A 13,194-nucleotide genomic window follows, 5' to 3' on the forward strand; every position below is an offset into this window, starting at 1 on the left:
GCTGGCATGACCGATGCAAGAACCGCCGCGCCGCTGCTCGATGTACGCGGCGTGACCCTGCAGTACAAAACCCCCGAATACCTGATCACCGCCACCTATCGCGTGGATTTCCAGGTATGGCAGGGCGACCGCTTCATTCTTCTGGGCCCGTCGGGCTGCGGCAAGTCGACACTGCTCAAGGCGGTGGGCGGCTATCTGCCGCCCGTGGAGGGCGAAATACGGCTGAAGTCCGAAGTGGTCACCCGCCCTGGCCCCGACCGCATGATGGTTTTCCAGGAATTCGACCAGTTGCTGCCGTGGAAAACCGTACGCCAGAACGTGGCCTTTGCCCTGCTGGCCAGCGGCCGCATGGGCACGCGCGAGGCCGACGAGCGCGCCATGCATTACATCCACAAGGTGAACCTGGCCAAGTTCGCCGACAGCTACCCACATATGCTGTCCGGCGGCATGAAGCAGCGTGTCGCCATTGCCCGCGGCATGGCGATGGAGCCCGACATCCTGCTGATGGACGAACCCTTTGCCGCCCTGGATGCGCTGACTCGCCGCAAGATGCAGGACGAACTGCTGCAACTGTGGGATGACACGCGATTCACCGTGCTGTTCGTCACTCACTCCATTCCGGAGGCGATCAAGATCGGCAACCGCATTCTGTTGCTGTCGCCGCATCCGGGCCAGGTGAAGGCCGAGATCAACAGTGTGCCTCGCGGCGAATCCGATGCCAGCCGGCACCAGGAACTCGAAGACAAAATCAACGCGATGCTGTTCGCGGATCGCATCGAAGAAGAGGGGCAACAACATGGCTGACCAGGACGCGAACCTCGCCGCCGGCCGCGCCGAACGCTACCTGGAGCCGGTGGCCGACGAATCGTTCGGCGTGGTGCAGAAGCCGCTATCGACGTGGGAACGGCTGTACAACATCGGCGCGCTGCGCAAGCTGTTCCTGCTGACCGTGCTCGCCCTCATCTGGGAACTCTACGCACGAAGTGTCAACAACCCGCTGCTGTTCCCCACTTTCGGCTCGACCGTGGCGGCGCTGTATGACGGGCTGGTGCATGGTGCGCTGTTGATGAAGGCATGGACCTCGATCCGCGTGCTGCTGGTCGGCTATGCGGCCGGGATAGCGCTGGCGGCGTTGCTGACCGTGCTGGCCATTACGACGCGGCTGGGCACCGACCTGCTCGAGACCCTGACGTCAATGTTCAATCCCCTGCCCGCCATTGCACTGCTGCCGCTGGCGCTCATCTGGTTCGGCCTGGGCGAAGGCAGTGTGGTGTTCGTGCTGATTCACTCGGTGCTGTGGGCGGTGGCGCTGAACACGCATTCGGGCTTTCTGTCGGTATCGATGACCCTGCGCATGGTGGGCCGCAACTATGGACTGAGCGGCTTCGGCTACGTGCGCCGCATCCTGATCCCGGCGGCGTTCCCCAGCATACTCACCGGCCTGAAGATCGGCTGGGCCTTTGCCTGGCGCACGCTGATCGCGGCGGAACTGGTCTTCGGCGTCAGTTCAGGATCGGGCGGGCTGGGCTGGTTCATCTACGAGAACAAGAACCTGCTCGAGATTCCCAACGTCTTCGCCGGCCTGTTCACGGTGATCCTGATCGGCCTGCTCGTCGAGAACGTCATTTTCAGAACGGTAGAAATCCACACCATCCGCAAGTGGGGAATGCAGCACTGATCGCCGCCCCTGGGCGACCAACTCATACAAAGGAGAACCTGCAATGCGCATCGACCGTCCCGCCTGTTCCGATATCCAGCGGCGCAAGACGCTGGGGTTGCTGGGAGCAGGCGCACTGGCCCTGACTCCGTGGGCGCACAGCCTGGCCGCCGCACAGGGCTGGCCGCAGCGCCCCGTCAGTTACATCGTGCCGTTTTCGCCGGGTGGACTGACCGACGTGGCGGCGCGCCAGGTGGCGCAGGCACTTGCCACCGGCGAGGGCTGGAATGTGGTGGTGGAGAACAAGCCCGGCGGCAGCGCCAACATCGGCGCGTCGCTGGTGGCGCGGGCGGAGCCTGACGGGTACACCTGGCTGGCCATCACCATGACGCACGCGGCCAACGCAACGCTGTTCGCCGGCAAAGCGGGATACGACCTGAAGCAAGACCTGGTGCCGCTGGCAGGAATCGCCTCGTCCGCGATGATGGTGGTGGTCAATGCCAAGAGCCCGATCCGCACCCTTGACGACCTGACGCGCGCGGCCCGCTCGGGCTCGCTGTCGGCCGGCTCCAGCGGCAACGGCACGCCGCCGCACCTGACGCTGGCGCTATACCAGAAGCTCACCGGCACTTCGCTGCTGCATGTGCCTTACAAGGGCGGCGCGCCATCGCTCACCGACCTCATCGGCGGACAGCTCGATGTCATTTTCTCGAACTACCCGGAGTCGCTGCCCCACGTCAAGAGCGGCATGCTGCGCGCCCTGGCCATCAGCACCAAGGAGCGCAGCCCCGATCTGCCCGACGTGCCCACAGTGGGGGAAGCCGGCCTGCCCGACCTGATCGTCGAGAACTTCACCGGCGTTCTGGGCCCCGCCGGCATGCCTGCCGAGCTGGTCCAGCGCATCGGCGGCGCAATAGAAAAGGAGGTGTCCAAACCCGCCATGCAGCAGTCGCTGCAGCGACTGGGCTTCATCCCCCGACCGCGCGGTCCGGCCGAGTTCCGGGAATATCTTTACAGCGAAGTCGATCGTTGGGGCAAAATCATCCGCGATGCCAACATCCAGGTCGGATAGCCGCCGGCCCTGGTCCCTGATGACGGCGCGCCGGAGGCTGCCCTGCGGGGCAGCCTCCGGCGCAACCAGTTCGCGCACCTTGACACCTGTTATTGAAGAGCCCGATGCACATCGTAATTTCCGAATTCATGGACGAAGCGGCCGTCGCCGAGCTGCGCACCCGCTTCGACGTCCGTTATGAACCCGACCTTGTGGACCGGCCGGCCGAGCTGGCCACCGCATTGGCCGAGGCGGACGCGCTGATCGTACGCAACCGCACCCGCGTCGATCCTGCCCTGCTGTCGGCAGGCCCGCGCCTCAGGGCGGTGGGACGCCTGGGCGTGGGCCTGGACAACATCGACCTGCCGGCCTGCCAGGCACGCGGCATTGCCGTACTGCCCGCCACGGGGGCCAACGCCCGCGCGGTCGCCGAGTACGTCATTGCCAGTGCGCTGTTGCTGTTGCGCGGCGCCTATTGCGGCAGCGGCCAGGTAGCGGCCGGAGCCTGGCCGCGCACCGACCTATCCAACGGGCTGGAAGCCCAGGGCCGTACCCTGGGCATCGTGGGGTTCGGCGGCATCGGACGCCTGACGGCCCGGCTGGCCCAGGCTCTCGACATGCAGGTTGCCGCCCATGACCCCATGCTGGGCGACGACGACCCGGCCTGGAGCGAGGCAAACGTACAGCCCATGCCGCTGGACGCGCTGCTGGCGCGCGCCGATGTGCTGACGCTGCATATTCCGCTCACCGACGCCACGCGCAACTTGATCGACGCGAACAGGCTGGCATCCATGAAGCGCGGCGCGGTGCTCATCAATACCGCGCGCGGCGGCATCATCGACGAAGCGGCCCTGGCGCAGGCCCTGCGCAGCGGGCATTTGCGCGGCGCCGCCATCGACGTATTCGGCAACGAGCCGCTGCCCGCCGGCAGCGCGCTGGCCGATGCCCCCAACCTGCTGCTCACTCCGCACATCGCCGGCCTGACACAAGAGGCCAACAGCCGCGTATCCAGCATGGTGGCGCAGCGCGTGGCCGACGCGCTGGACCCGGCCCGCTGACCCTACACCCAACGTCGTTCCGAGAGCCCATGGCAACTGTAGATCTGAAATCCTTGCATGACCTGGCCGCCGCGGCCCTGCGCGGCGCGGGCGCCAGTACCGACATGGCCGACAGCACGGCGCGCGCGCTCGTGTACGCCGATGCGCAGGGGCTGGCGTCGCACGGCGTTTCGCGCGTACCGTCTTATGCCACGCATGTGCGCAACGGCCGTGCCGTGGGTGGCGCCGTGCCACGCATCGCGCAGCAGCGCGACGGCGCCGTGCTGGTCGACGCCGGCGCCGGCCTCGCCTTTCCGGCCTGCGCGCTTGCGGTACAGGAAGCCGCGGCTCGCGCGCTGCGGCACGGCGTCGCCTTCGCCGGTGTGACCAACAGCCATCATTTCGGCGTGGCCGCCTATCACCTCGACGCGCTGGCGCGCCAAGGCCTCGTGGGCCTGGCCATGGGTAATTCGCCCGCGGCCATGCCCGCATGGGGGGGCAAGCGCGCCCTGTTTGGCACCAATCCCATTGCGGCGGCCTTCCCCCGCCGCGATGGCGATCCCCTGGTCATCGATCTGTCGCTGTCCGAAGTGGCGCGCGGCAAACTGATGGTGGCCGCGCGCGAAGGGCGAGACATACCGCTGGGCTGGGCATTGGACGCCGAAGGAAACCCCACCACCGATCCCAAGGCGGGCCTCGCCGGCAGCATGCTGCCCATGGGCGGCGTGAAGGGCGCCATGCTGGCGCTTATCGTCGAGCTGCTGGCCTGCGCACTGACGGGCGCGCAATTCGGCTTCGAAGCCGACTCGTTTTTTACCGACGCCGGCAACCAGGCGCGCATCGGTCAGGCCTTCCTCGCGATCGACCCAGGCGCCCTGGCCGGCCGCGAGGTGTATCTCGAGCGTGTCGAAACCCTGGTGTCCGCCATGCTGGCCGACAGCGACGTGCGCCTGCCCGGCGCGCGGCGCGCCGGCCTGCAGCGGCAGGCTCAGGACCAAGGCGTGGATATTCCGGATGCCCTGCTTGCGCAATTGTGCGACCTGGCTGGACAAGGCTGACTGGCGATGCGGGCGGCTACCAGAAGCCGCGCACGCCCGCCAGCACCAGCGCCACGCCCGACAGCGTCAGCAGCCCGAGCACCACGCGGCGGAAAGCGGCGTCGCTGAACCGGCGGTACAAATGCACGCCCACCAAGGCGGGCACCAGCGTGGCCGCCCCCACCACTGAGAACACCGGCACCGACTGGGCCGACAGCAGGCCGGCGGCCGCGTAGCCGCCCAGCGTGACGGCATGCATGGCGAGGTTGAAGCTCTGGAACACCGAACGCTGCTCATCACGCGCCCAACCGCGCAATACGCACCATAGTGTGGGTGCCGGGCCCGGTAACCCGCCGAAGCCGCTCATGGCGCCGCCCAGCCAGCCCACGGCGGCATCGGCGGCCCGGCCGCCTCGCGAGATCCTGGGCAGGTCCGCGGCCAGCAGCATGGCCGGGCAATAACCCAGCAACACCAGCCCCACCCCCAGCCTGAACGCCGCTGGGTCGACATAGCGCAACAACGCGACCCCGAGCGGCACGCCCACCAGCCCGCCGAGCAGGAAAGGCATCAGCCGCCGCCAGCTGAAACCACTGCGCAGCGACCGCACGGCGAGCAACTGCCCGATCAGCGAGCCGAATACGACGGCGGGCGCCGCGACCGAGGGCGGCAGCGTCCAGGACCAGAACGCCATGGCCACCAGCCCGAAGCCGAAGCCCGCCAGCCCCTGCACAAAGGCCGCGACGCAGGCGCCGCCCGCAAGCAGCAGCAAGGTTTCGGTGGACACCGCCGGTTCAGCCCTGACGCACTACGGGCGCGGGCAGGCCGGCCAGGGCCACATTGATGCAGGTGGGCAGGTCGGCCGCGCCCGCCGCCTGCAGCGCAGGGCCCAGGGCATTGGCGCTGTCCACCCAGGCGCCCCGTGCTCCGAAGCCGACGGCCACCTGGTCATATCGGGTGGGCAGCAGTTCACACCCAATCAGGCGTTCCGCGCCGTACTGGTTGAGCTGGATCTGGTACTCGGCATTCCAGCGGGCGTCGTTGCCGACGACGCAAACGAACGGCAGACCGTAACGCACGGCCGTATCGAGCTCCGAGCAATGAAAGCCGAACGTGCCGTCGCCCATCATTGCCACCACCGGCGCGTCGCGATGCGCCAGCCGGGCTGCCAGCGCCATGGGCAACGCGCTGCCGATGGCGCCCGCGGCGCCATTGATGACACGATGCGGCGCTTGCAGGCAAGCCTGCGCCCACTGGCCGAACTCGCCGCCGTCGCACACCAGCACCGAGTCGGGGTGCGAGTCCAGCAGTTGCTGAACCGCACGGCACAGTTCGGCCGGATGCAGCCCCGCGCCATCGCCTCGCGCTTCGCGCCAGCCGGGTGGCCGAAAGACCAGCGCGGCTTCAACCTCGGCCAGCCAGCCGGCATCGCCCTGCATTTCCAATTGCCGCAGGGCGTCCAGCGCGGCGTCGGTATCGGCCTGTGCAGTGTCATGCAGGCGGTCGCCCACCGCGCGGCGCGAACGCTGCCATTCGCGCTCGTCGGCATCTATCTGCATGAAGGCACACTGGCCGTCGAATGCCTGGCCGAACTGCAGGGTGAAGTCCAGCCGCTTGCCGACAAGCAATACGCAGTCCGCTCGGGCCAGCATGGGCGCGAAAGCCCCCAGCGCGGGATCATTGGCCCCGCGCGGGCTTTCCGTCGCCACGACGGGCACGCCCCAGGCCTGCTGCAGGGCGGTCACGCGTTGGCGCCCGGCGTCGGTCAGGCCGCGCGGCCCCACAAGCACCAGCGGGCGCCGGGCGCGCCGCAGCCGGGTCGCCATGGCCTCGGCCTGCCCCGCATCCAGCGCCATCGGCTGCGCGTCGAACTCGCCCGCAGCAGGATCCGCGTAGTCGACCGTCTGTTCGAGTGTGTCGGTCGGCAGGCTCAGATGCACCGGGCCGGGGCGGCCTGACCGTGCCACGCGGCAGGCCCGCGCAAAATCCGCGGCCAGTCCCGCTGCGGACGCCGCAGCCCAGGAGGCCTTGGTCACCGGCGCAGCCATGGCGGCCTGGTCCATCTCCTGGAAGGCGCCCCACCCCGCCTGACGGTTGGGCGCATGACCGGACAGCAGCACGACAGGCGACTCGGACATCTGCGCGGTGTACAGCGCCGAGACCGCGTTCGCATGGCCGGGGCCGCCGGTGACGAGCGCCACGCCGGGCTCGCCCGTGAGCCGGGCCCAGGCGTCCGCCATGTGCACCGCGCTGGCCTCATGGCGCACATGCACCAGTTCGATGCCCGCCGACAGCGCCGCGTCGAATACGGGCATGATGTGGTTGCCAGACAGCGTGAACAGGCGGGTGATGCCCGCCGCCTTGATCGAGCGGGCCAGCGCATCGGCGCCGCGTACCTTGACTGCCATGAATAGAGCTCCTTGTCCTGCCTGAGGCCAGGCGCGCGCGCCTGGCGTTGAATTATTTGAGCGCGATGCCGGCCGTGCGCCCCAGCTGCTCGTATGCCTGCACCTGAGCCTGTACGAAATCACGCGTGGCCTCGGCCGCGCGCACATCCGGCACGCTGCCCAGGCGGGTCGTGCCATCGATCCAGGCCCGGTCGGAGGATACCCCGCGCAGCACCTCGGCCCATTTGCGTATCGCGTCCGGCGCCATGCCGGGCGGCCCATACAGGGCGCTCCACCCGATGATGGCTTCGAGCTGCGGATAGCCGGACTCCCGCGCAGTGGGCACATCCGGCAAGGTCTGCAGGCGCGTGGGGGTGGTCGTCATCAAGGCGCGCAGACGCCCGTCGTGCAACGGGCCTGAAATCGGCGCATAGTTGGTGCAGACGAAATCCACCTGCCCCGACAGCGCGGCCAGCATTGCTTCACCCGAGCCCTTGTAGGTGATCGCCATGGCGGCGTTAGAAGGCAGACCCAGCACATTGAACAGCAGTTGCGGCCCCAGGTTGAGCACGGTGGCCGGGCCCGTGGTGGCATAGTTCAGGGCGCCGGGCCGGGCCTTGATCGCCGCGACCAGGTCGGCCAGCGTATGGTGGGGCGAGCTCTTCGGAACCGCGCACACATAAGGGTTCAACTCCAGCAGCCCCAGGAAAGTGAAATCGTCCCACCGGTATGCCAGCCCTGGTTGCAGCGCAGGCAGTATGGCCTGCGAACCCACGCGCGCCATCAACAGGGTGTAGCCATCCGGATCGGCGTCCTTCACGTACTGAGACCCGATGGCCCCGTTCGCGCCTGCGCGATTCAGCACCACCAGGGGTTGGCCCAGGTACTGCTGCACGACCGCGGCCAGGTTGCGGGCAGCCAGGTCGGCGTCGCCTCCCACGCTGAACGGCGTCACCAAGGTCACCGGCCGTTGCGGGTAGCCCTGGGCCATGACGCTGCCCCCCAACGCCAGGCCGGCCACCATCCCGGCCAGAGTCATGCCCCACCGCCCGATTCTTGCTCTTGTCTCCATGATGTCTCCCCTTTTGTGCTGCGCCTTGGTATCTGGTGCCTCCCGTCCGCACGCTGTGGCGCGCGGCGGCCTGGCACCGGCTTTGTGATCCACCTCATCCATCAGCAATGCCCGGCCATTCCGGCCCGGGCGTTTTCCCTTGCACGCCATCGCCCTCCGGCGGCAGGCAGGCTAAGCCGCGTCCTGCTGCAGCAGCGATTGCCCGGGGCGCACCCGGGTGAACTGCACCGGCTGGCGTTGCACCTTCAGGGCGCCGCCCTGTTGCGCTACCACCGAATACCAGGAATGCTCGAGGTCGCGCACTTCCGGGAAATCGGCGCGAAAGTGCGCTCCGCGCGAGTCCTCCCTGGCCAGCGCCGCGTGCACGATCGCTTCGCTGACGTGCACCAGGCTCTCCAGGTTGAGCCAATCGTGCCAGGCCATGTTGTAGGCCCGATTGCCGTCGGCCACGCCCACGCGGTCGAGCTCGCCGCGCAACTCGGCCAGCGCCGCCAGCGCGCGTTGCAACCCTTCGGCGTCGCGCACAATCCCGGCCTCGTCCCACATGACGCTGGACAAACGTTCGCGCAGCGCGTGCAGGTCTCCACCGCGCCTGGCCAGCGGCGCCTGCGCGCGCGCGATCGCCGCCTGCACCACCGAAGCGTCCGGCTCGGCCCACGCCTGGCCCGGTACCCAACGCGCCATCGCATCGCCCGCGATGCCTCCGAACACCGTGGAATTGGCCACGCCGTTGCCGCCAAGGCGATTGGCGCCGTGCACGCCACCTGTATCTTCGCCCGCGGCATAAAGCCCCGTCAGCGCCGTGCGGCAGTCCGGCTGGAACAGCACTCCGCCCATCATGTAATGCGCCGTCGGCACGACCTCGACGCGTCCGGCTGCCAGGTCGAAGCCACAATCGGCGCAGCGTTCCACCATGCCCTTGAATTGGCGGCGCACCTGTTCGGGGCCCAGGTGGGCCATTTCGATGAACACGCCTCCGTTGGGCGAAGTTCGCCCCGCCCGCATTTCGGCATAGATACCGCGCGACACAATATCGCGCGTGGCCCGCTCGGCGCGAGGGTCCACTGACTGCATGAAGCGCTCGCCCGCGCCGTTCAGCAGGTACCCGCCGGCACCGCGCAGCCCTTCTTCCAGCACCGTGCCCGTCATGCGGGTGTCGGCGCCGGCCAGCAGCCCGGTGGGATGGAACTGCACCATCTCCATGTCGCGCAGGCCCAGCCCGGCGCGCAACGCCATAGACAGGCCGTCGCAACTCTTGTCGCCCGACGGGGTGTGGTACCGGTACATGGTGGGGCCGCCCCCGGTAGCCAGCAGCACCGCCTTGGCCCGCACCAGCACGAATTCGCCGCTGCGGATATCTATCATCAGCACGGCGGCGATGCGCTGCCCGTCGGGCGTGGGAATCAACTCGACCGCGCGGTGTTCTTCCAGGCGCTCGATGCGGCGCGCCCACACCTGCTCGGCGAGGCGGTTGATGATCTCGATACCGGTCAGGTCGCCCTTGTGCACGGTGCGGTCGAACGTCTGCCCCGCGAAGGCTTTCTGGTGCAGTGTGCCGTCGGCATTGCGGTCGAAGAAACAGCCCAGTTCGTTTTCCAGCTCATGGACCCGCTCGACGGCCTTGTTCACCAGCGTCCAGGCCAGCTCCTGGTCGGGCAGCCACTTGCCGCCCTCGATGGTGTCCATGAAATGCCGCTCGGGTGAATCGCCGGAGGCCAGCGCCACGTTATAGCCGCCCTGCACCATCCGCGTGCAGCCGCACTTGCCCAGCAGGCCCTTCACCGCCACCGTGATGTGCAGGTCCGGCGCCCCCTCGTGCGCGTGCAAGGCAGCGAACAGCCCCGCCCCTCCCGACCCCAGGATCAGCACGTCGGTCTGGCGCTGTTGCAGGCCGTGCAGGTTCATTTCGCCACCCCCAGGTTCGCCAGTACGGCCTGCCGGCGGTCGGCGACGTCCCGGGCCACCTGGTCGTAAAGAGACGCGCCATGGCTGTCCATCGCCACCAGCAACGGGCCGAAGTCCCGGATGCGAAACTTCCACAGCGATTCCGGGTTGAGGTCGTCCAGGTCAACATCTTCGATGCACTCGATCCAGGTGGTTTCCAGTGCCGCAGTGCCGCCCACGATGGCCAGATAAGCGCCGCCCAGCTCCGCAAATGCCCGGCTCGACCCCTCATGCATGCCGCCCTTGCCCACGATCAGCCGCACGCCGCACTGGCGCATCAGTTGCGAGGTGAAGCGTTCCATGCGGGACGACGTGGTCGTGCCGATGCACACCGGCTCATAGCCTGCGGGGTGGGCCGGGCTGGCCGGCACTTTGCGCACATTGGGCGCCGTGTGGATGACCGCGTGGCCCTGCATGTCCAGGCGCGTCGCGCGGCCCTGATCGAACAGGGCTATGTAGCTCGCGTCGCGTATGCCGAACAGCGTGCGTTGCAAAGTCACTGTGTCGCCCACCCGCAGCTCGCGCGCCCGGGCTTCGGTGATCGGCATGGTGAGGTCGTGATGAGTCATGGCGGCAAATCCCAGGCGCTCAGAATCCGTATTGCACGCCCTGCGGCGTGAAGGTGGCACGCGCGCGGCGCGCCGAATGGCATTGCATGTTCACCGCCACAGGGTTCATGGTGATATGCGTGGCCGCCAGTTCCACATGCACGGCGAACGCCGTAGCGTCGCCCCCGAGCCCCTGCGGGCCCACGCCCAGCTGATTGACCGCGGCCGACAATTCCTGCTCCAGTTGAGCGCCCAGCGGGTCATCGCAGTGCGAGCCCAGCGGGCGCGTTGCGGCCTGCTTGGCCAGATGCACGCACAGGTCCGACGTCCCACCCACGCCTACGCCCACGATGGTCGGCGGACAAGTCTTGCCACCGGCCTGCATCACGCAGTCGATCACAAAGGTCTTCACCGCATCGAGCCCTTCGGCCGGAATCGCCATGCGCAGGAACGAATTGTTCTCGGACCCGCTCCCCTTGGGCACCATCTCGATTTCCAGGCGATCGTCGTCCTCGCAGAAATCGACGTGGATGACGGGCACACCGGGCCCGCACGAGGTATGCGCGTTCTTGCGGCTGATGGGATGCACGACGCTGGAACGCAGCGGGTGCTCGCGCGTCGCCCGCTCGCAGCCGGTGCGGATGGCCTGCTTCAGGCGCCAGCCATCCAGGGCGACGCGGCGGCCGACCACGACGTTGTAAATAGGTATGCCGGTGTCCTGGCACAACAGGTTGTCGTTCGCCTCGGCAACCGCGATGTTCGTGGTCATCGTGTCCAGGATGGTCTGCGCGCGGGATGACGACTCCGCGGCGCGCAAGCGGCCGAAACCCTGCTTGATGTCATCCGGCAGGCGCTTGAGCGCCCTGATGTACAGTTCGCGCGCGGCATCTTCTACCTGTGCGTAATCGATCTCTGGCATATTCAACCCAGCATATTGACGACAAACAGCAACGACACCGCGACAGACGCCGCAGTGCCCACCGCAATCCAGCCGCGCCGCAGCCCCTGCCACGGCGCGAATTCAATCCACAGCAATCGAAGGCCGCCGGCCAGGTGCACTGCCAGGCAGAGCACCAGCGCCCATTCGCCGAACTTGAACAAGGGCGCTTCGTACCAGCGCAGCGCGCCATCCAGCGCCGCCTCGCCTTCCAACGCCAGGCCCAGCGTCCAGAAGTGAACGGGCAGAAACGCCAGCAGCAGCAAGCCCGAGATACGGTGCACGGCAAAGGCCAGCCAACTGGCATGGGTGCGGGCACGTCGGTCATTGCGGCGCATGTCAGCCTCCCAGCGTCACGGCGGCCACTGCGCGCCAGCCCAGCACGAGCAGCAAGACGCCCGCCAGCAACCCGAGCGGCGCGGCGACGCGGCGCGCGCGCCCCCATTCGTCCAACACGTTTCGCAGGCCGATGGCAGCGTGCACGGCAACGAGCAGGACGAAAATTCCGTAGAACAGCATCCAGGCCAGGCTGCCGCGCGTGCGACCCAATATCTCGGCCGCGCTGAGCCCGCCGCGCACGGCCCAGGTGATCAAAGCCAGGTGCCCCACCACAAACAGCGTCATGCCCATCGCGCTGATGCGCTGCCAATACCAGCGCCGCGCCGCCGCCGCGCTCATGGCGTGGCTCCGGTCATGCCGGGTTCTGCCTTGGCCCCCTTGTCCGGCTCGGCGGCCGTACCCAGTTCACCGCGCATCGCGGCGCGCGCCGTCGTGCGCTTGAGCCCCGCAATAGCGGCCGTGGGCGCGATGCCCTTGGGACATCTGAGCGTACAGGACCCCTGCGTATGACAGGAGTGGCAACCCGCATCGCCCGCCACCGCCGCCAGCCGGCTTGCATTCGCCGTATCGCGCTCGTCGTTGACCAGCGTCCAGGCGCGGTTGAGCGCGGCGGGCCCCAGGAACTGCGGCTTCCAGGTGACCACGTCGCACGATGCATAGCAGACTCCGCAACCGATGCATTCAATGCCGGCGTCGGCGGCGCGCCGCGCGGGCGACGCCGGGCTGACGCGCGCCACCGGGTCATGGCGGCCGGCAGGCCCGGTAAAGCGCCCCTGCGCCTGCTGCCACTTATCGAAGAACGGCGCCATATCGGTCACCAGGTCTTTGATGATGGGAAGATTGGACAACGGCGCGATCTCGATGCCGCCGTCGCGCACCACCCGCGACACGTGGGTGCGGCATGTCCAGCGCGCCACGCCGTTGACCGTCATGGCGCACGACCCGCACATGCCGACGCGGCAGGCATACCGATATGAGAGGGAGGGGTCCAGGTGGCGCTGTATGTGGGTGGCCACGTCCAGCACGGTCTGGTTGTCGCGGCGCGGCACCTCGTACACCTGGAAAGCGCCGTCGCGGCCGCCGCGCCACACTTTCACGCGCAACGCGCCGGCGGGGGATTCTTGCTGGGGCATGGCCTGTTCCGCCTGGAAAAGCAACGCCTTGCATGTTGCAGCGGCATCGACCAAA

14 protein-coding genes are annotated in these 13,194 nt (G+C 68.1%); 5 read left to right on the top strand and 9 right to left on the bottom strand.

Annotated features, from left to right (window positions below):
- Window positions 1-6: 6 nt before the first annotated feature.
- The 5 genes from ACV17W_RS11330 to ACV17W_RS11350 all read left to right on the top strand — a co-directional run bounded on the left by ACV17W_RS11330 (window position 7) and on the right by ACV17W_RS11350 (window position 4,803).
- Window positions 7-804: an ABC transporter ATP-binding protein gene (locus ACV17W_RS11330; protein ID WP_462592433.1), complete on the top strand. Its 798-nt coding sequence runs from the start codon at window positions 7-9 to the stop codon at window positions 802-804.
- Window positions 797-1,678, top strand: a complete 882-nt coding sequence (locus tag ACV17W_RS11335) for an ABC transporter permease (protein ID WP_462592434.1) — start codon at window positions 797-799, stop codon at window positions 1,676-1,678. The genes ACV17W_RS11330 and ACV17W_RS11335 overlap by 8 nt, the downstream gene beginning before the upstream one ends.
- Window positions 1,679-1,721: 43 nt before the next feature.
- Window positions 1,722-2,729, top strand: a complete 1,008-nt coding sequence (locus ACV17W_RS11340) for a Bug family tripartite tricarboxylate transporter substrate binding protein (protein ID WP_462592435.1) — start codon at window positions 1,722-1,724, stop codon at window positions 2,727-2,729.
- A 104-nt stretch (window positions 2,730-2,833) separates the two neighbouring features.
- Window positions 2,834-3,766, top strand: a complete 933-nt coding sequence (locus tag ACV17W_RS11345; protein ID WP_462592436.1) for a hydroxyacid dehydrogenase — start codon at window positions 2,834-2,836, stop codon at window positions 3,764-3,766.
- Between the two features lie 29 nt (window positions 3,767-3,795).
- The gene (locus tag ACV17W_RS11350) at window positions 3,796-4,803 is read left to right on the top strand and encodes an Ldh family oxidoreductase (protein ID WP_462592437.1); all 1,008 of its coding nucleotides are present in this window, start codon (window positions 3,796-3,798) and stop codon (window positions 4,801-4,803) included.
- Between the two features lie 16 nt (window positions 4,804-4,819).
- On the opposite strand, the gene ACV17W_RS11355 is transcribed toward ACV17W_RS11350, so the two are convergent.
- The 9 genes from ACV17W_RS11355 to ACV17W_RS11395 all read right to left on the bottom strand — a co-directional run bounded on the left by ACV17W_RS11355 (window position 4,820) and on the right by ACV17W_RS11395 (window position 13,139).
- Entirely contained in the window at window positions 4,820-5,566 is a 747-nt protein-coding gene (locus ACV17W_RS11355; RefSeq protein ID WP_462592438.1) for a sulfite exporter TauE/SafE family protein, read from the bottom strand.
- Between the two features lie 7 nt (window positions 5,567-5,573).
- Window positions 5,574-7,187 (bottom strand): thiamine pyrophosphate-binding protein, encoded by a 1,614-nt coding sequence (locus ACV17W_RS11360; RefSeq protein WP_462592439.1) that lies wholly within the window; start codon window positions 7,185-7,187, stop codon window positions 5,574-5,576.
- 52 nt (window positions 7,188-7,239) lie between these two features.
- Entirely contained in the window at window positions 7,240-8,238 is a 999-nt protein-coding gene (locus tag ACV17W_RS11365; protein WP_462592440.1) for a Bug family tripartite tricarboxylate transporter substrate binding protein, read from the bottom strand.
- A 171-nt stretch (window positions 8,239-8,409) separates the two neighbouring features.
- On the bottom strand, window positions 8,410-10,143 hold the full coding sequence (locus ACV17W_RS11370) for an L-aspartate oxidase (RefSeq protein WP_462592441.1): 1,734 nt from the start codon (window positions 10,141-10,143) through the stop codon (window positions 8,410-8,412).
- Window positions 10,140-10,751 carry a fumarate hydratase C-terminal domain-containing protein gene (locus tag ACV17W_RS11375; protein ID WP_462592442.1) on the bottom strand — a complete coding sequence of 204 codons (612 nt, stop codon included), beginning with the start codon at window positions 10,749-10,751 and terminating at the stop codon, window positions 10,140-10,142. The genes ACV17W_RS11370 and ACV17W_RS11375 overlap by 4 nt, the downstream gene beginning before the upstream one ends.
- Before the next feature lie 19 nt (window positions 10,752-10,770).
- Window positions 10,771-11,649 carry a fumarate hydratase gene (locus tag ACV17W_RS11380; RefSeq protein ID WP_462592443.1) on the bottom strand — a complete coding sequence of 293 codons (879 nt, stop codon included), beginning with the start codon at window positions 11,647-11,649 and terminating at the stop codon, window positions 10,771-10,773.
- A 2-nt stretch (window positions 11,650-11,651) separates the two neighbouring features.
- Window positions 11,652-12,005 carry a succinate dehydrogenase/fumarate reductase transmembrane subunit gene (locus ACV17W_RS11385; RefSeq protein WP_462592444.1) on the bottom strand — a complete coding sequence of 118 codons (354 nt, stop codon included), beginning with the start codon at window positions 12,003-12,005 and terminating at the stop codon, window positions 11,652-11,654.
- Window position 12,006: 1 nt separating this feature from the next.
- Window positions 12,007-12,345, bottom strand: coding sequence for a succinate dehydrogenase (locus ACV17W_RS11390; protein ID WP_462592445.1), 339 nt, complete (start codon window positions 12,343-12,345; stop codon window positions 12,007-12,009).
- A complete protein-coding gene (locus ACV17W_RS11395; RefSeq protein ID WP_462592446.1) occupies window positions 12,342-13,139 on the bottom strand; it encodes a succinate dehydrogenase/fumarate reductase iron-sulfur subunit in 798 nt (265 codons plus the stop codon). The genes ACV17W_RS11390 and ACV17W_RS11395 overlap by 4 nt, the downstream gene beginning before the upstream one ends.
- Window positions 13,140-13,194 lie beyond the last annotated feature (55 nt).

The sequence above is a fragment of the Bordetella sp. MIP270_01_BMS genome, from assembly GCF_054958705.1.